We start from the raw sequence: 19,724 nt of genomic DNA, 5'->3' as shown, positions 1-19,724 counted from the left end.
CATCATTTGTTTAGTTATTTTTTTCACATACACTATTTTATCATTAATACAGTTTGAATACTATATTGTTACAGATTAATTTTTTGTATGATTTGTGACCATCCATTGATTTAATTCTCTAATAAATCCTTGGAATTGTTGAGGATTTTTAAAATCAGGTATATTCGCTAAAAATACTTCAACTGGTTTAGTTTCTTGCGGTTGTTTTTTCTGAAGGATTAATATAGATTTACGTGCTTTTTCATTTTTAAACAGCGTCGTTGGTAAATTTAAAAATGCTTGCATTTCTGTCTCTGTTGCAATGAATTTTTCCAACTGTTTCACTTTATCTCCTGTGAAAATATCACTTGGAACAACTAAGAATGCGTAACCTGCCCCTTTTAACGCATTAATCGCTTGTTCAATGAGTAGATAATGTGAATAGCTATGCCCCTCTTCAAAACCAAGCTTCATTTCTTTACTTCTTTCGTCGACTGGATAATATCCAATTGGAAAATCACCAATCACTACGTCAGCTTCTTCTAAAGGTAAAGGCATGATTGCATCTTGAGGATAAACATCAAATGGTATTTCTAAAAAATTAGCCAAATGAACGCTTACACGTGATAAAACTGGGTCAACTTCTATTAAATGGTGCATAATTGTCGTATCAGAAAGCACTTCTTTAACAGATGCACTTAAATGACCAGCTCCACTTGCGATATCAACCACATGCATTTCTTCCTTATCTTGCATAAATCGTTGCACTAAAAAGCCAAGTATTAACCCAATTGAATCTGGCGTAATCTGATGATTAGCTTGGATATTTTCCTCTTGCATTAAACTTAAATATGCAAACTGAAAGGCTTTTCTTCTATCTTGTAATGTTGCCTGTTCGAGAAGATCTCTTTTATTTGTATAAATATCTTCCATAGCTAATCCTAAGTTTTCTATGAAACTTTGCCCGTTCTCTTCGTTTAAGGATTTTGCTTTTTCATCTAACGTATGGAATAAGCGTTCCATAATTGTATTTTTCTCAGTCATAAAAAAATCCTTTCTAATAAAAAGTGCCCATTCTTCATTCATAAGAGCGCATATACTTTTTTACTCTTTCTACTTCTCGAATAAGTATGGACACTTTGTTTTACACTGTCAATCATATCAATATAACTTAAATGTTGCGATAAGCCTCTAATGCTGCGTCAAAATCAGGGAAGTTTGTTCCTTCGCTAACAATTTCTTTATAAACCACTTTATTATTTTCATTTAATACAAAAACTGAACGTGCTAAAAGTCTTAATTCTTCCATTACTACACCAAAGTTTTTGCCAAATGATAAATCTTTGTGGTCACTCAACGTAATTACATTGTCTAAACCATTCGACGCACACCATCTCTTTTGCGCAAATGGTAAATCTACTGAAATTGTTAATACTACCCCATCTTCTTGAGATGCTTCTTCATTAAATTTACGCGTTTGTTGGTCACAAACACCTGTATCAATAGAAGGCACAACACTAATTAATTTCTTTTTCCCTTTATAGTTATCTAATGTAACTTGATTCAAACCATTGTCTAATACAGTAAAATTAGGAGCAGTCTCTCCTTCGTTTACTTGTTGTCCTAATAATGTAACAGGATTATTTTTAAATGTAACTGCAGTCATATTGATGACCTCCCATAAACTAAGTATTTAATATAATCATACGACAAAATTTACTGTTAATTCAATTTTTTAAAGTACAAGATTTAAAATTTTGAATAATACTTCTCACATAGCTCTAATTTTCATACAAATAAAAAGGTGGGCAATAAAAAAGAACTGATTTCAAGATTATTTAAAATCTCGATTTCAGTTCTAGCATCTAATGATTCATTAATTGTATTACATAATCATATACATTTTTTATAATAAGTACTGCGGTTACTACAATAAATAAAATTTTGACGTATCCTACACCCTTTTTCAAGGCAAAATGGGCTCCTAAATATGAACCAACAATCATACTCACTGCCATCAAAAGACCATATGCGTAGTTGACTTGTCCTAAGATAATAAAAAGCAATATTGCTCCACCATTTGAAGCAAAGTTCAAAACTTTAGCATTTCCAGCAGCGCTTAAAAAGTCAAAACCAAACATTAATAAAGCGAACAACATGAATGATCCAGTGCCTCCGCCTAAAAATCCATCATAAAAACCTAAAATTGAAAATAATATAACTAAGATAATTGCTTTACCAATAGTAAGTGAAGTAAAAGTTCTCACACTACCCCAGTCTTTTTTTAAAACGGTATAGATAATCACAAGTGTTAAAATGACGATAATGAGTGGCTTTAAAACCTCTGCAGGTAAATAAGTAGCAAGGATTGCCCCACCTCCTGAAGCAATAAATACAAATGGAAACAATTTCCCGACTACCTTTAAATCTACTTTACCTGAGCGTAAAAATTTATAAGCACTTGTTAGCGTGCTAAAAAAACTTGCGAATTTATTTGTGCCAAGCGCAACAGAAGGTGGCAACCCAACTGCAAGAAGTGCTGGTGTTGAAATTAATCCTCCGCCCCCAACGACTGAATCTATAAATGAAGCGATAAACCCAAAAAATATAATCATAAAAATTACTGAAAGATGCCAATCCATGATTTATTTCTCCCCTTAGTTATTCAAAAACGTTCACCTATGTTTAATAAATTTATTTTAAAATAAATCTTCAATTAATGCATCAGTAGATCGTTCTTTTTCACTTTTATAATTAGGGTCTATGGTTAATGTTTCAATATTGTCCACAGCTGTTTGAATCATGTCTTCAAAATCAAAGACGCTTTCATATTTTTCGACTTTATCAAAGTCTGGTTCAGTTACTGGATTCTTTGGTGTAAAGATTGTACAGCAATCTTCAAAAGGTTGAATAGACGTTTCAAATGTACCTATCTCTTTCGCTTTTTTAATAATGTCTTCTTTATCAAGTGTCAGTAAAGGTCTCAACACAGGTGTAGAAGTCACGTGGTTGATTGCGTACATACTTTTTAAAGTCTGACTAGCAACTTGACCTAGGTTCTCCCCATTTACAATCGCATGTGCGCCAATTTTATGCACGAAAGCATCTGCCACACGCATCATTATTCTTCGCGTCGATGTCATCGTATAACGTGGATGAACAACTTTATTGATTTGTTTCTGTAATTCAGTGAAAGGCACGATGTGTAGTTTGATAGGCCCCACACGTTCTGACAATATACGAGTCAATTCGATGACTTTATCTTTAGCTTTCTCGCTCGTAAACGGTGGACTGTGAAAATGAATTGCTTCAATAGTAACACCACGTTTCATGACTTCCATACCTGCTACAGGAGAATCTATGCCTCCACTTAACATAAGTAAAGTTTTGCCTCCAGTACCCACTGGTAGTCCTCCAGATCCAGGAATAATCTCTTCATAAATATAGACTGCGTCTAAACGTATCTCTACTTTAATTTCATGATCAGGACGTTTCACATTAACTGTTAAATCTTCAGTTTGACTCAATATCTTGCCCCCAACTTCACGCTGTAAAGTATACGTATCGAGTGGAAACGATTTATCAACACGTTTAACATCGATTTTAAACGTGGTGTCTTTCTCAAAACTTTGAGCTAGTTGAACTGCTGATTCATTGATTGCTTCTTCAGTTTTATCTGTTTTGATTACAGGACTAATGGACTTAATACCGTAAACTTTGGATAAACGTCGAATAATTTCATTCATATCGGCATTTTCATCTAATTCTACATACATGCGGTCACGTTTCCCTTTGACGTGATAGCCATCTAACGGGATTAACGCGCGTTTAACATTGTCTTTTAACTGATTAACAAACTTTTTACGGTTCGTTCCTTTTAACGTCAACTCACCATATCTTACGAGCAAATGATCGTAATGCATTACTTTAACAACTCCTTCACTTCTTCATATACCATTTTAAAAATATCTTTGAACGCCTGTATATCCGCTTCACTTGTTTGAGCACCTAATGAAATTCTGATGCTGCCTTCTATTCTTGAATCAGAAAGACCCATCGCTAATAACACTTCATTTAGCTTACCTCGTTTAGATGAACATGCACTCGTTGTTGAAACCATTACACCATGTTTTGAAAATGCATTCACAAGTACTTCACCTTTAACGCCTGGAAAGCCAATATTGATAATATGTGGCGCTCCATTTTCAGGAGAATTGATATAAACACCTTTAAAATCTTTTAAAAACGTCACAATAGCTTGATTGAACAATTTCAGCTTACGATTTGTCTCTTCTGTCCCCTGAACAGCTTGTTTAATCGCCTTAACCATAGAAATCGCCATCGGTAGATTGACCGTACCACTTCTTAAACCATACTCTTGTCCGCCGCCATGAATGACTGGTTCAATATTTTGTATATTTTTAATTAAGAGTAAACCTTGACCTTTTAAACCATTGAATTTATGTCCACTTAAACTCAAACTATCAATACCGTTGAAGTTCATTGGGATTTTACCTAATGCTTGCACGCCATCCACATGAAAATGCGCACGTGGATAATCTTTTAAAATGTCAGCAATGTCTTGAATCGGTTGTATTTGTCCCATGACATTATTCACATACATACAAGTCACAAGGCCAACTTTGTCACTCATTAAAGATTTCAAATGATCAATATCAATTGTGCCATCTTCTTTTACATTGATATATTTGAGTTTAAATCCCTGCTTCTCTTCTAAATATCTCATTACTTCAAGTACTGATGGATGCTCAAGCACTGAAGTGATAATTTCGTTTGCTGTTTCTTTTTTTCTATATGCAATGCCTTTAAGCGCCATATTGTTAGATTCTGTAGCACCACTCGTAAATATGATTTCATATTGATGCACTAAATCTAAAGTACGACTAATTTCTTCTTTAGCTTGTACTAATAATTTCTCTGCTTGTAATCCTGCTTGATGTGGACTATTCGGATTGAAGTATAATGTTTGGTTCACTTTTACAAATGAATCCACAACACTTTCATCAGCTTTAGTTGTGGCTGCATTGTCTAAATAAATCACTGATAACACTTCTCTTTCACATTAAATTCATTTATTTGAAAATGATTTTACACGCACAAATCATTCTTTTTAAAATTTGGATACTCAAGCATTATACTATTTTCTCGCAAAAATAAAAGAGAGTAAGACTGAAATCTTTTCTTCCAAGGAAGGATTTCACTGTCTTACCCTCTAATGAGTGATGATTATTCTTTAATGACTTGTTCTTCAATATGTTTAGTAATTCCAGGTTCTACACTTTCAAGTGCCTCTTCTGAAATTTCAATTGAGCGTTTGTAACGATTATTTTTGAATAAACGTTCCGCTTCATTAAGACTCTTATCAACACTATGATGATCTTTACGATATCTATTACCGTATTGAATTAATTTCTCAGCGTATACTGCATTGATTAATACATCATTTGCTTCATCTTCAAATGTATTCATTTGAATAACAATTTTAGCAACTTTATCTTTCAATTGTTTCACATGAATTGGACGTTCGCTAAATTGATTATTCACTTCACGTACTTCATTATCGATTTCATTCTTCATAATAATGAAACGTTCAGGTACACTCGTTAGATTTGAAGCTAATAAACGTCTGTATACTTCTTCTTTTTTAGATTGAACTCTTAATAAGTTGTCTTCTGCTTCCGCTTCATCTTCACGTAACTGAATAAGGTGATTTTGAAGCTTATCTTGCTTTTCATTAATGACTGAAACGTGGTCTTCAAGATATTGTAAATTATCTTGAACTTCACTGTATCGAACAGCTGATTTAGACATTTCTTTTAAAATGTCATCATATACTGAAATTAAGTTTTGAATTTCATTTTCAAACTGACGAACACTTTGTGCATCTGATTCATTAATGTAGTAATTTTCACGCACATATTCGATTTCTGTTTGAAGCGTGTAATTCATATCTTTCGCTTTAAATAAGTCGTCAGTAATCACATCTTTAGTTTCTTCGACTTCATTTTTAGCTTTAACTTCATGTTCGATAAGGTCGTACATTTCGTCTAACTTGTCGTTAATACTTTCAAGTTTGTCATTCGCTTGATCTAATTCTAAGCGACTAATCATAGGTTCTACGAAACTTAATTCTGTCTTAAGGCTTTGTACAGTTCCGTCTACTTTGACGTGATCTAAATCATAACCTTCAACTTTTAAGTCTCTACAACCATATTTCAAGTCTTGGAATTGACCAGGTAATTCTTTTTGCGTTTCACGAATAAGTTCTGGAATTTCTTCCATATAACCTTTTAGGTTTTCAATTTCATCATGTAACGCCGCGATATGATTGTGTGCTTGGACGTAGTTACCTTCGGATTTTAATGTTTCATACTCATTAAGTTTAGGCTCGAATTTTTCGATTTCCTTTTCCAATGGTTGAGCAGCTTCTCCGAATTGATGACGGTTAGCCAATACATCACGTTTCATTTCACGATGATCTACCTTACATTTCTCATATAAACCTTCATTATCCTTATGTAAAGTTAAGATTTCATCAACCTGAGTTACTTGATGATTATAATTATTCTCATATTGATCCATGAGTTCATTTGCATCATCAATTTCAGTTTGTGCTGCAGAAAATTTAAACTTGTCTAAAAGTTCTTCTGCATTTTGAATTTTTTCTTCAACGGGAGCTAAGTATTTATTTGTATTTTCTGTGTTGTCTTTTTTCATCGCATCATACTTAGTCTTTGTTTCACCTTTCAAGTTTAAATCATGCAATTTTCTAAGATTGTCATCAAAAGGTAGCTTTTCAATTTCATTTTTGCGCTCTTCAACTTTTCCAACTGAATTTCTCTTATTCGAGCGCATATAGAACAATATGCCTATAGCAATTAATATAATTACGAGTATTGCTAATATGATAAATAACACCATATACTTCTCCTCCTATTTTATCATCTCTTATTATAACGTAATTTCTCTTTTCATTAAATCAGAAAATGAATTAATTGCTAGATTATTTTCAAAACTTTATACTATTAAAAAATTCTTATGGAGAGGTGCGGTAACAATGAACGTGAAAGAAACAAATTATTCAATGGTAACAAAGCAGTTATCAAGCTTAATTGAAGGAGAAACAAATTTAATTGCGATACTTAGTAACACCTCTGCCCTACTTAATGATGCACTTGATCAAGTCAACTGGGTTGGTTTCTATTTAATAGAAGGAAATGAATTAATCTTAGGACCATTTCAAGGTCATCCGGCGTGTGTACATATTGCAATTGGTAAAGGCGTATGTGGCACTGCAGTTTCTGAAAATACAACACAACGTGTGAGTGATGTTCATCAATTTCCAGGACACATTGCATGTGATGCAAATAGTCAATCAGAAATTGTCGTTCCGGTACGTATTAATAATGAAGTGATTGGTGTTTTAGATATCGATGCACCAATTAAAGATAGATTTTCTCAAGAAGATCAAGATGGTTTGGAACAAATTGTTCATATTCTTGAAAAACAGTTAAGCCAATCGTAAAAAAGTATTGACACTTTTGAATAAACTGATACAATGAACTTTGTGTGAATTAACGAAAATAGCAGTTATATATTATCAAGCTCTATGTTGTTCCCGATGTGGACGTGTCACGTAACTGACGCTATAAGGTGAAGACACATAAAACAATATATCTCGATAAGCATATAACACTCTTTTTTGTTTATTCATAACAACAAAAAAGAAAAAGGAGGAGTCTTACATGGCTCGATTCAGAGGTTCAAACTGGAAAAAATCTCGTCGTTTAGGTATCTCTTTAAGCGGTACTGGTAAAGAATTAGAAAAACGCCCTTACGCTCCAGGACAACACGGTCCTAACCAACGTAAAAAATTATCAGAATATGGTTTACAATTACGTGAAAAACAAAAATTACGTTACTTATATGGAATGACTGAAAGACAATTCCGTAACACATTTGACATTGCTGGTAAGCAATACGGTGTACACGGTGAAAACTTCATGATTTTACTTGCTAGTCGTTTAGACGCAGTAGTTTACTCATTAGGTTTAGCACGTACACGTCGTCAAGCACGTCAATTAGTTAACCATGGTCACATTGAAGTAGATGGCGGTCGCGTTGATATCCCATCTTACTCATTAAAACCTGGTCAAGTGATTACAGTTCGTGAAAAATCACAAAACTTAAATATCATTAAAGAATCAGTTGAAATCAACAACTACGTACCAGAATATTTAGACTTCGATGCTGACAGCTTAAAAGGTACTTTCGTTCGCTTCCCAGAACGTAGCGAGTTACCAGCTGAAATCAATGAACAATTAATCGTTGAGTACTACTCAAGATAACCGATTACAAATTTTACCCCGGTTCCATTTTGGAATCGGGGCTTTTTAATGCCACTTCCTCAACGATTGAGGTTAGTGGCATTTATGCATAAGCTTTAGCTTAGGCGTTCCTTTCTTACGCCAGTTATGTAATTACTGGCTCTTAGTGCATGAGCGTCAGCTCATGTATACCTTTCAACGATTGAGGTTAGTGGCATTTATGCATAAGCTTCAGCTTAGGCGTTCCTTTCTTCAGCCAGTTATAAAATTATTGGCAAATATGCCACTGGTTCCTTCTTCTTATAGTTTAAAGATATCTTCTGGAATATCTGAAATCACACCATCCACCTCAACATCGATTAATTTCTTAACCGCTTTAGACTCATTAACCGTATAAGGTAACACCTTCAACATTTCCTCATGCGCATGTTTCATAAAACGTTTTGTCACTAATGCATAATTAGGATTCGCATAATCTGCGACTTTTGCAATTTCTTTAAAGTTAGGCAACTTATACCAATATTGTTTCTTACTCAATAACACACCTAACTCAAACTCTAAATTCATCTCAGCTAATTTTTTTACACAATCAAAGTCAAACGATTGAAGAATCACCTTATGCTTAGGCATGCCACGTTCTTTTAACTTCTTAACTATCATTTCTTCAATCCCAGGATATTGAGATGGTTTTTTAATTTCTAGAAGTAATGTTTTCGAAAAATGATCAACCAAGTCTAACACTTCATCAAGTGTTGGAATACGTTCACCTTTGAACTTATCCCCTCTATACGCTCCGAAATCAAATTCTCTCAATTCATCTAAAGTATAATCTATGACTTTCCCCTTACCATTCGAAGTTCGGTCTATCGTATCGTCATGAATTACAACAAGTTGTTTATCTTTAGTATAATGTACATCAATTTCTAACATATCAATATGAAACATCAGCGCATGTTTATAGGCGATCAGTGTATTTTCAGGATAATCTTCAGGCAAACCTCTATGCGCTACAATTTGAAAAGATTGTTTTGGACGTGTGATTTTCATGAAAGTCACCTTTCTTTTAATCTTTTTTAAATTACTCTAAACTTAAATTACCACATTCTCACAGGAGGTCAATCTATATGGTCAAGCACGATTTCAAAGTAGAAACAAAATGGCAAGGTGGGCGTGACAAAGTAGGAACTGTGAAAGGCGATATCATCGAATCACAAATTTCAATCCCCTCTTCTTTAGGAGGTAAAGGAATCGGAACAAATCCAGACGAAATGTTAGTATCAGCTGCATCGTCATGCTATATCATTTCACTTGCTGCTACTTTAGAAAGATCTGGTTATACCGATATTCAAATTCACCAGCAATCCATTGGTACAGCTTCCTTTGAAAATGGAAAATTCCAAATGGAATGTATTACTCATTATCCAGAAATACATGTGAATGAAGCTAATAAAGAGAACTTTGAAAAAAGATTATCTAAACTTTTAGAGATTGCAGATCGTAACTGTATGATTTCTAATTCTATAAGAAATAATGTAGAAGTTGATATCGAACCTACAATATTATAAATCGTAAGAGCTATTACATATTTAAAAATGTAAACGTTTTACAATAGTGATAGCTCTTTATTAGACTTTAAAATATTCAGAATATTTGCTAAAATAGAAAAATCTTACACAGTGGGAGGAATGTTTTATGCAGTATTATCAACCCTTATTATTAACTCCAGGTCCAACGCCAGTACCCGACTCAATTATGAGTGCAATTCAATTACCAATGGTCGGCCACCGCTCTAAAGACTTTGAAGACATAGCCGATGAGGCATTCAAAGGACTCAAACCTATTTTCGGAACTAAAAATGAAGTGCTCATCTTAACTTCAAGTGGTACAAGTGTTTTAGAAGCAAGCATGCTTAACATTGCTAATCCTGTAGATCACATTGTCATCATCGTATCTGGCGCATTTGGTAACAGATTTAAACAAATTGCTGAATCACACTTTAAAAATGTACATATTTATGATGTCACTTGGGGAGAAGCTGTTAAAGTTGATGAATTTATCAACTACTTAAAGGAATTAGATGTTAAGGTTTCAGCGGTATTCACACAATTTTGTGAGACATCTACAGGCGTTTTGCACCCTGTTCACGATTTAGGACATGCACTTAAAAAATATGACGATTCATTATATTTTGTAGTCGATGGCGTAAGTTGTATTGGTGCAGTTGAAGTCGATTTAACAAAGGATAAAATCGATGTCCTCGTATCAGGTAGCCAAAAAGCAATTATGCTACCTCCAGGGCTTGCGTTTGTTGCTTATAGCGATAGAGCTAAAGAACGTTTTGCTGAAGTCACTACACCAAGATTCTATCTCGATTTAAATAAATATCTTAATTCTCAAGAACAAAATTCTACGCCGTTTACACCTAATGTTGCTTTATTTAGAGGTGTGAATGCATACGTTGAATTAGTCAAACATGAAGGATTTAATCACGTCATTCAACGTCATTATACGATTCGTGATGCATTACGCACTGCCCTAACATCACTAGAATTAGAGTTACTCGTGAAGGATGATTCATACGCCTCTCCTACTGTGACATCCTTTGTGCCTAATAATAAGGAAGAACTAAGTTATATTAAAGATCAGCTCAAATCTCGTTTTAATATTACAATTGCGGGTGGTCAAGGTCATCTAAAAGGTCACATTTTACGTATTGGCCATATGGGAAAGGTCTCCCCTTTTGATATCCTCTCAGTTGTTTCAGCATTGGAAATTCTTTTAACAGAATTTAGAAAAGAAAATTATATTGGTAAAGGTATTGCTCAATTTATGGAGGTTATCAAAAATGCGTCATAAAATTTTAGTTTCAGATCCTATCTCAGAAGAAGGTTTAAAAAGTTTACTTGATCATGATGAATTTGAAGTGACTATTCAAACAGATTTATCCGAAGAAGAATTAGTCAATCAAATTGGTAGTTACGAAGGATTAATTGTACGTAGTCAAACTCAGGTGACAGAGAAAGTCATCCAAGCAGCATCTCAACTTAAAGTCATTGCTCGTGCAGGTGTTGGTGTAGACAATATTGATATTGATGCTGCCACTTTAAAGGGTATCTTGGTCATTAATGCACCTGACGGAAATACCATTTCAGCCACTGAACATTCTATTGCGATGATATTAGCAATGGCACGTAATATTCCTCAAGCGCATCAATCACTTCGTAATAAAGAATGGAATCGTAAAGCTTTTCGTGGTATAGAACTTTATGGTAAGACATTAGGTGTCATTGGTGCTGGACGTATCGGTTTAGGTGTTGCAAAACGCGCTCAAAGTTTCGGTATGAAGATTTTAGCATTTGACCCTTATTTGACCGAAGATAAAGCTAAATCATTAGATATTCAAAGTGCAACTGTAGATGAAATTGCTGAAAATGCAGATTTCGTTACTGTGCATACACCACTCACACCTAAAACACGTGGGATTATTGGTGAGGCATTTTTCAAAAAAGCAAAACCTAATTTACAAATTATCAATGTAGCTCGAGGTGGCATTATCGATGAAGAGGCACTGGTTAATGCATTAAATAATGGTTTGATAGACAGAGCTGCAATCGATGTATTTGAACATGAACCTCCTACTGATTCACCATTAATTGAACACGATAAAATCATTGTCACTCCACATTTAGGCGCATCAACTGTTGAGGCCCAAGAAAAAGTAGCAGTATCAGTCTCAGAAGAAATTGTAGACATATTAACAAAAGGAACCGTTGAACACGCTGTCAACGCCCCGAAAATGGACTTAAGTCATGTTGATGAAGCAATACAAGCTTATGTTGAATTAAGCACAACAATTGGTGAATTTGGTATTCAACTGTTAGAAGGTGCGCCAAGTGAAATTAAAATTACTTACGCTGGAGATTTAACAACAAGCGATACAAGCTTAATCACAAGAACAATTGTTTCAAGTGTGCTTAAAGAAGATTTAGGTAATCAAGTCAATATTATCAATGCGCTCGCATTACTCAACCAACAAGGTGTGACTTATAATATTGAAAAACAGAAAAAACACTCTGACTTCAGTAGCTATATTGAACTTGAATTAAAAAACGACAAAGACCAAATTAAAATCGGTGCTACAGTGTTAGCCGGTTTCGGTCCAAGAATCGTTCGTATTAACAACTTCTCACTTGATTTCAAACCAAATCAATATCAAATTGTGACATGTCATAAGGACAAACCTGGAATTGTAGGTCATACTGGTAATCTACTCGGTAATCATGGCATTAATATTGCTTCTATGACACTTGGTCGAAATGATGAAGGTGGAGAGGCACTCATGATTCTGTCTATTGATCAACAAGCCACTGATGAAGTTATTAAAATTTTAGAAGAATCAGGCGGATTTAATAAAATTATTAGTACAAAATTAACAATTTAATATAAAAACAAAGGCTACCGAACGCATTATCAACGTTTTGTAGCCTTTAGTTATCTATAATAAAATATTTCTTATTTTCGTTACGTCTTCAACGATATAATCTGCGCCGTACGCTTCAAGCTCTGGCTGTGCCTTATCTCCTTTTAGACCTGTGAGCGTACCAATAAATGTGGCACCGATCTTTTTAGCACTTAATAAATCTGCAAGCGAATCCCCTACGATAAATACTTCATCTTTATTCACAATATTTTCTTGATGCGTTACATATTCTTTATATTTATCTCTATCATTGCCTTTTAAAGTAGCAATGTAACTAAACGGATTAGGTTTACCTAATGGTTGATATTCCGGATAGTCCTCTTCAGCATCTAAAACTTCACTAGCTGTAACAATATGTTTATCATCAAAGTATGTTTTCAATCCTAGCGACTCGAATGGAATAATCGTCTCTGTTCGTGGACGTCCTGTAGCAATTGCTAAGTGATATCCTGCCTCTTTTAAGTGTTGTAACAAAAGTTGAATTTCTTCTTTAGGTTTAAGAATCACCTCTTCATAAATGAAGCCCTTCTTGAAATCATTTAATGCATATCCTTCTTCAACCTTATTAAATAATTCTTTCCCCAAGTACCATTCTTGATATGTATCTTTAGCCAGTTGCCATAAATTACTTTTCAATCTGAATAAAGCTGTATCTTTAATTTTTAATTCCTCTTTTGCATATGCTTCTAAATCTTCGTAAATGGCATCTTTTCCATTTCTAAAAGAATCAATAACTTTTAAAGGTCTTTCATAATCGATATCCGTATATATTAATTGTTTATTCATATCGAATAAGGTTTTTTCATCAAAAGCAGTTGAACTTAGAAACTCACGTCTAAGTGGTTTCTTTAATTGTTTAGCAATATCAATGAGATGGATACTAAACACAATAAACAACATATCCCAGTTTGAATTTAATCCTAGAGATTTCAATTGGTTTAATATTTTATCATTTTGGAAGACGCGGGAACGAATCTCCTGAATCTTAGCATCGTCTAAGTCATTTTCAAAATCTATGTATTCTCCACATCCTAGAAATGTGCCATAATTCGTTAATAACTCTTCCACTGTAATTGCTGAAACATCGAAACAACGTTCCTCACTTAAAAACACACCATCAACATCAAATAAAATGGACTTCATTATTCACACCTTGCCTTTCAGAAAATTCTGATACAACTTATATTACATGTTTAGTGATAAAAGGGCAAACCCCTTGCGGATTCGCCCTTTTAATTTTCAAATGATTTAAATCAGGTCACTATAAATGTCACACATGCATTTGCTTTTCGATTTCGTCTGCAACTTGTTGTACATGTGTACCTATGATTACTTGTGTTGAATGTTTACCATTTTTAGTAACACCTACAGCACCCGCGTTTTTAATTTTTTGTTCATCGATAATAGAATTATCATTTAACTCCATTCTGAGTCGAGTTGCACAGTTTGTTAAACTTGAAATATTTTCACTACCGCCGAGACCTTCTAAAATTTGTGAAGCAGTATGATAATATTTTCCTTTGGATTCTGAACGATTAGCAGAACCATTTTCAGCAGTAGCATTAGCCGTTGGATCTGCAAGTTCATTATCCCCTCGCCCAATTGTATTCAAGTTAAATACTTGAATGACCACTCTAAATATCACGTAGTATAACACGAAGAAAACGACGCCTTGTATAAGTAACATCCACGGTTTATTAGAAACTGGATTAACAAGTGACAAGACAAAGTCGATTAAACCAGCACTAAATGAGAAACCTGCTGTCCAGTGGAAAATAGCTGCTATAAATAGCGATAAACCTGTCAATGCAGCGTGAATCACAAAGAGAACCGGTGCAACGAACATGAAAGCAAATTCAATCGGTTCAGTGACTCCGACAAAGAATGCTGAAATAGAGCTTGCTAAGAACCAAGCATACACCTGTTTCTTCTGACTAGATTTCGCAGTATGATACATCGCAAGTGCAGCTGCAGGAATACCAAACATCATAACTGGGAAGAAACCAGCTTGATATCGACCAGTAACCCCTTTCACTGCATCTTTACCACTTTGGAATTTACCAATGTCATTGATACCTGCAGTGTCAAACCAGAAAACGTTATTTAAAGCATGATGTAAACCTGTTGGAATTAATAGACGATTGAAGAAACCATAGAGTAACGCTCCAAATGGTCCCATTCCTACAATCCATTTACCAAAAGTAACAATCGCATTAAATACGGGCGGCCAAACGAAGAGTAAAATAATCGCTAAGAATGTACAGAAAAATGCTGTCATAATTGGCACTAAACGTTTACCACTAAAGAATGACAATGCCACTGGTAATTCTGTTTCACTAAACTTGTTATAGCAATAGGCTGCAATAAGACCAATTAAAATCCCTACAAATACATTCCCATTTGTCATTTGCTCAAAAGCATTGTTGACATCTGTCGTTTTCACTTGTAATAAAGGTGCTAGTTTCTTAGGTGATAATACGACAGTAACAATGAAAAATCCTAAAGTCGCCGCTAACGCAACTGCACCATCGTTTTTCTTTGCCATACCTATCGCAACACCAATTGCAAATAATATCCCTAGTTGTTCAAGAATCGTTTCCCCTACACTTGTAAAGAACATCGCAACTTGAGGAAGTACTGACAATGCATTTAGCACATGTCCTATACCTACAATAATTGCTGCAGCAGGTAATACTGCAACAGGTAGCATTAATGACCTACCTAAATTTTGAAAAAATTTGTACATAAACTTCATCCCTTTTATATGATTTAACAACTGTAATCAATAAGTTTGTCTATTAAGTAAAATTAATGAATCAGACTGATAGAAAATCTTATGAATCGAGTATTCGCATTTGCATAACGCGATGTATCAATGTCTTCACTTTCTCTATAAAAGTATTTCTCTACAGACTGAATTAAGCATTATCTTAAACCTTTATGTAATAGTAATTAATTTCACTTAATTAATTTACCATAAAATAAGACTTTATACAGGCTATATTTTTAAATAATTATAACTATTTCGTGAGTTTATGGCTTTTCCATGAAAACGCTTCATTTATAAGCCAAAATTTAAGAACGTCAATCACATTTAAATTGACGTTCCTTTTCATTGCTTATTTAAGGTTAAAAATTTAACTTTATAATCGTTCAGCAATCGTGTTTAATTCTTTTTGTAATTGTGCTGTTCGTTTTTCGATTTCTTTAGTTAGATAATCTACTTTTTCATTTCGTTTTAAATCTTTTGGAATATCGCTTGTATCAATAGGTTCACCAATTTTTATCATAGCTTGACCTGTAATTAAACCATGAATTTTCTTAGGTCCGACGTACGCTGCTGGTAAAATTGGTGCTTTACCTAACATTGCAATTGTAGCTGCGCCACGTTTCAATGGTGCGCCTTCAACAGAAGTACGATGACCAGTTGGGAAGATTCCAACCGTTTTATGTTCTTTAAGTAAGTTGATTGGACGTTTCAAAGTGCTTGGTCCTGGATTCTCTCTATCAACTGGGAACGCATTTAAAGAACTTAGGAATTTGCCACCCCATTTATTACTAAATAGCTCTTTTTTAGCCATATAGTGAATTTGGTTTGGTAATAATGCCATACCCAACATGATCACTTCGTTATAACTTTCATGTGTACATGTCACTACGTATTTACTATCTTTCGGGATATTTTCTTTTCCGATTACATATAATGATTTAGCCATTTTAACTAATATAACGTCTAAAATTTTACTAATAATGCCGTACATTATGTCACCTGCTTCTAGATTTTGTTTTTTAACATATAAATTTTATCATTTCCCACAATCGAGAACAATAGAACGTATCCTATACGCGATTAAAGTTTTATTTTTAAAAATGGATATATTTTAAGATACATCTAAAGTCTGATAGTGGTTTACTAGCAAAATTTAATAAAAAAATACATAATTATATATAAGAGAATATTATTTGGAGGTTAAATATGTCAGATCAAACTCAACATTATCAGTCTTATGATAATCATCCCCAACCACCACGTCATAGAAGACCACGATTTCCATGGTTTAAGACGATACTCGTCGCACTCATCGCCGGTATTATAGGTGCGTTACTTGTATTAGGTATCGGAAAGGTACTCAATCATACCGTACTTAACAAAGATGGCTCATCCGTACAAGAAGTAACAAATAGTAAAGGTGGCAATCAACTGGATGGGAAAAGTGATAAGTATAAATCTGTCCACGATATGATTAAAGACGTGTCACCTGCCATTGTTGGTGTTATCAATATGCAGAAATCTTCAAGTTTAGATGACTTATTAAAAGGTAAATCCTCAAAACCTGAAGAAGCTGGGATCGGTTCAGGTGTTATTTATCAAATTAGCAATGGTTCTGCTTATATCGTCACGAATAACCATGTCGTTGATGGTGCATCAGAAATAAAAGTACAATTACATAACTCAAAACAAGTCAAAGCGAAATTAATTGGTAAAGATGCCCTTACGGATATCGCCGTGCTAAAAATTGATGATACTAAAGGAATCAAATCTATCAAGTTTGCTAATTCGTCGAAAGTTCAAACTGGAGATAGCGTCTTTGCAATGGGTAATCCACTAGGACTCGAATTTGCAAACTCTGTAACTTCAGGCATTATTTCAGCGAGTGAACGTACGATTGATGCGAATACGACAGCTGGTAACACTAAAGTGAATGTACTACAAACAGACGCAGCCATTAACCCAGGTAACTCTGGTGGTGCTTTAGTTGATATCAACGGTAATCTTGTAGGAATCAACTCAATGAAAATTGCTTCTGAACAAGTTGAAGGCATCGGCTTCGCTATTCCAAGTAACGAAGTGAAAGTGACCATTGAACAACTTGTTAAACACGGTAAAATCGAACGCCCTTCTATCGGTATCGGATTAATTAACTTGAGTGAAATTCCAGAATCATATCGTAAGGAACTTCATACGACTAGAGATTCAGGCATCTATGTTGCTAAAGCCGATAGCGGTAACGCAGTGAAGAAAGGCGATATTATTACGAAGATTGATGGTAAGAATGTGAAAGATGACACTGATTTAAGATCTTATCTCTATGAAAATAAAAAACCAGGTGAATCAATTACATTAACAGTGATTAGAGATGGTAAAACTAAAGATATTGATGTCAAACTGAAAAAACAAGAAAGCACATCTTCATCCGCTCAATCACAAAGCCAATTCGCACAATAAATTTTGTTTAACAAATTAAAGAAAGTACCTTATTTATAAGGATATATCATTAAAATGACAATCTAATACAATGCCTTGAATAAGGTATTGAATATAGATATAGCAGTAAAATGATTTCAATTAGGAATCATCTTACTGCTATTATTTTTGGGAATTTATGATTCAATTTGGTTAGCTTTATGTGTAAGAAATAACGCAGGTAACACGATAAGCAATAATGCAACCACAGAAACTAAGAAACCTGCATGATAAGCTTTTAAACTTTGAAAAATTGATGGATGATTGAATGCTAACATGGATGCTACTACGGTTGCGATGATTGCAGTACCTAGGCTAGAACCAATATTTTCAATCATATTGATACCTACACCTGCTTCAGCAATTTGCTTTTCATCAAGTCCTTGATATGCATCGCTTGTAAGACCAAGGTTGATCCCACCAACGCTACACCCTCTTATAAAGAGTATGATAGACAACCACACGATATGTGTATGATCTGACACGAACATCAACGGAATCGTTCCAAACATGGCTATTGCAATACTCACGATGACAACATACTTCGCTCCGATTTGGTCAATCATTTTCCCGATATAAGGTCGCGTGATTAACATACCTAGACCCTGAGGTATTAAAGCTAAAGCAGCTTCAATCGCAGTGTAGTGTTTAAAGTTCTGAAAGAATAATGGAATAATCAGCATTGGGCCCATAATACCTATATTAGCAAGTAATAATCCGATAGATGATGCAGCATAGTTCTTCTGCTTAAATAATGTGATCGGTAGAACTGTACGATAATGTCTCATACGATTATAAATGCAATATGCAATCATTAAAACTATTCCTATGATGATATACATCATCGGTTGCATTGCAAAGAATGTCCCATAATCGGACGCTTTCGTTACGCCGTATATGATGCTCACACTCGTAAGTGATAACAATATAATGCCAAGGACATCTAGCTTACTCTCTTTGTTAAAAGGCTTAAATTGAGGCACGTATTTATTCATCAACGGTACTGCAATGATAACGATAAAAATATTAATAAAAAATATCCATCGCCAGTTTGCAAAATGAATAATAAATCCTCCGAGTACAGGTCCTAAAATCGGACCAAAAATCATAGGCGTACTTACCACAGCCATAACCTTACCTATATGGTCTTGACCTGCAGTCTTTACAAGTAAGGTAAACATGAGAGTGGTGATAATCCCTGCACTAAAACCTTGTAAAATTCTAAAAATATTAAATACGGTGATATCCCAGCTCACACCAGCGAGTATCGACGTAAAGCCAAAAGCAATCATTGCTAATATAAACACTTTCTTACCATTAAATTGATTCATCAACCAACCAGAAAATGGTACAGCAATGGCAAGTGCTAAAACGTAACCGGTAATTCCCCACTGAACAACGTCTAGGGAACTATTAAATGTATGATTAAGTTGCTTAATTGCGATATTTATCATAGTTGAATCTAACATTGGAGCGATGGCACCTAATGCAATGGCCCACGCTGCGGTCATTACTTCTTTAGATACGCCGTTAGATTGTGAACGAGATGCTGACATAAAGACTCTCCTTTATCTAAATTGTTTCTTCGTCAACAAAATATACACGCGTTTTGTTTCCCTGTCAACAAAATTATCGTAAAAAATTAAGGATACCCTCATTTCTTTCGTCACAA

Annotated in this window: 17 protein-coding genes; 6 read left to right on the top strand and 11 right to left on the bottom strand. The window is 34.4% G+C overall.

Annotation, left to right across the window (positions count from 1 at the left end; genetic code table 11):
- Positions 1-75: 75 nt before the first annotated feature.
- From CD155_RS02005 to ezrA, 6 genes are all read right to left on the bottom strand, one after another.
- The gene (locus CD155_RS02005; protein WP_044466754.1) at positions 76-1,023 is read right to left on the bottom strand and encodes a class I SAM-dependent methyltransferase; all 948 of its coding nucleotides are present in this window, start codon (positions 1,021-1,023) and stop codon (positions 76-78) included.
- Positions 1,024-1,150: 127 nt separating this feature from the next.
- On the bottom strand, positions 1,151-1,645 hold the full coding sequence (gene tpx / locus CD155_RS02000) for a thiol peroxidase (protein ID WP_002443381.1): 495 nt from the start codon (positions 1,643-1,645) through the stop codon (positions 1,151-1,153).
- 199 nt (positions 1,646-1,844) lie between these two features.
- Positions 1,845-2,621, bottom strand: a complete 777-nt coding sequence (locus tag CD155_RS01995) for a sulfite exporter TauE/SafE family protein (protein ID WP_070830885.1) — start codon at positions 2,619-2,621, stop codon at positions 1,845-1,847.
- Positions 2,622-2,678: 57 nt separating this feature from the next.
- Positions 2,679-3,902: a tRNA uracil 4-sulfurtransferase ThiI gene (gene thiI / locus CD155_RS01990; RefSeq protein ID WP_103212372.1), complete on the bottom strand. Its 1,224-nt coding sequence runs from the start codon at positions 3,900-3,902 to the stop codon at positions 2,679-2,681.
- Positions 3,902-5,041, bottom strand: coding sequence for a cysteine desulfurase family protein (locus tag CD155_RS01985; RefSeq protein ID WP_172605817.1), 1,140 nt, complete (start codon positions 5,039-5,041; stop codon positions 3,902-3,904). The genes thiI and CD155_RS01985 overlap by 1 nt, the downstream gene beginning before the upstream one ends.
- A gap of 185 nt (positions 5,042-5,226) precedes the next feature.
- On the bottom strand, positions 5,227-6,921 hold the full coding sequence (ezrA, locus tag CD155_RS01980; RefSeq protein WP_103212370.1) for a septation ring formation regulator EzrA: 1,695 nt from the start codon (positions 6,919-6,921) through the stop codon (positions 5,227-5,229).
- A 136-nt stretch (positions 6,922-7,057) separates the two neighbouring features.
- Between ezrA and msrC the strand changes: the two genes are divergently transcribed.
- Both msrC and rpsD read left to right on the top strand, forming a co-directional pair.
- Positions 7,058-7,525 carry a free L-methionine (R)-S-oxide reductase MsrC gene (msrC, locus tag CD155_RS01975; protein WP_103212377.1) on the top strand — a complete coding sequence of 156 codons (468 nt, stop codon included), beginning with the start codon at positions 7,058-7,060 and terminating at the stop codon, positions 7,523-7,525.
- A 220-nt stretch (positions 7,526-7,745) separates the two neighbouring features.
- Entirely contained in the window at positions 7,746-8,348 is a 603-nt protein-coding gene (gene rpsD / locus CD155_RS01965) for a 30S ribosomal protein S4 (protein ID WP_002443392.1), read from the top strand.
- Positions 8,349-8,627: 279 nt separating this feature from the next.
- Here the strand turns inward: rpsD and CD155_RS01960 are convergent, their stop codons facing one another.
- Positions 8,628-9,374: a glycerophosphodiester phosphodiesterase gene (locus tag CD155_RS01960; protein WP_103212369.1), complete on the bottom strand. Its 747-nt coding sequence runs from the start codon at positions 9,372-9,374 to the stop codon at positions 8,628-8,630.
- Between the two features lie 77 nt (positions 9,375-9,451).
- On the opposite strand from CD155_RS01960, the gene CD155_RS01955 reads away from it, so the two are divergent.
- The 3 genes from CD155_RS01955 to serA all read left to right on the top strand — a co-directional run bounded on the left by CD155_RS01955 (position 9,452) and on the right by serA (position 12,768).
- Positions 9,452-9,892 carry an OsmC family protein gene (locus tag CD155_RS01955; protein WP_103212368.1) on the top strand — a complete coding sequence of 147 codons (441 nt, stop codon included), beginning with the start codon at positions 9,452-9,454 and terminating at the stop codon, positions 9,890-9,892.
- Between the two features lie 127 nt (positions 9,893-10,019).
- A complete protein-coding gene (locus CD155_RS01950) occupies positions 10,020-11,183 on the top strand; it encodes a pyridoxal-phosphate-dependent aminotransferase family protein (protein WP_103212367.1) in 1,164 nt (387 codons plus the stop codon).
- Positions 11,173-12,768 (top strand): phosphoglycerate dehydrogenase, encoded by a 1,596-nt coding sequence (gene serA, locus CD155_RS01945; protein ID WP_103212366.1) that lies wholly within the window; start codon positions 11,173-11,175, stop codon positions 12,766-12,768. The genes CD155_RS01950 and serA overlap by 11 nt, the downstream gene beginning before the upstream one ends.
- A 54-nt stretch (positions 12,769-12,822) precedes the next feature.
- Here serA and CD155_RS01940 read toward each other — a convergent pair whose 3' ends face one another.
- The 3 genes from CD155_RS01940 to CD155_RS01930 form a co-directional block, all read right to left on the bottom strand.
- On the bottom strand, positions 12,823-13,950 hold the full coding sequence (locus CD155_RS01940; RefSeq protein ID WP_103212365.1) for an HAD family hydrolase: 1,128 nt from the start codon (positions 13,948-13,950) through the stop codon (positions 12,823-12,825).
- 127 nt (positions 13,951-14,077) lie between these two features.
- Complete coding sequence (gene nagE, locus CD155_RS01935; protein WP_103212364.1) at positions 14,078-15,553, bottom strand: N-acetylglucosamine-specific PTS transporter subunit IIBC; 1,476 nt, start codon at positions 15,551-15,553, stop codon at positions 14,078-14,080.
- A 397-nt stretch (positions 15,554-15,950) separates the two neighbouring features.
- A complete protein-coding gene (locus tag CD155_RS01930; protein WP_103212363.1) occupies positions 15,951-16,568 on the bottom strand; it encodes a lysophospholipid acyltransferase family protein in 618 nt (205 codons plus the stop codon).
- A 215-nt stretch (positions 16,569-16,783) separates the two neighbouring features.
- On the opposite strand from CD155_RS01930, the gene CD155_RS01925 reads away from it, so the two are divergent.
- A complete protein-coding gene (locus CD155_RS01925; protein WP_002443408.1) occupies positions 16,784-18,034 on the top strand; it encodes a S1C family serine protease in 1,251 nt (416 codons plus the stop codon).
- Between the two features lie 155 nt (positions 18,035-18,189).
- Here CD155_RS01925 and CD155_RS01920 read toward each other — a convergent pair whose 3' ends face one another.
- On the bottom strand, positions 18,190-19,608 hold the full coding sequence (locus CD155_RS01920) for a DHA2 family efflux MFS transporter permease subunit (RefSeq protein WP_103212362.1): 1,419 nt from the start codon (positions 19,606-19,608) through the stop codon (positions 18,190-18,192).
- Positions 19,609-19,724 lie beyond the last annotated feature (116 nt).

The sequence above is a fragment of the Staphylococcus caprae genome, assembly GCF_002902725.1.
GTDB lineage: Bacteria > Bacillota > Bacilli > Staphylococcales > Staphylococcaceae > Staphylococcus > Staphylococcus caprae.
Note: the sequence above shows the minus strand (reverse complement) of the source record. Positions and strands in the feature narration are given on the sequence as shown.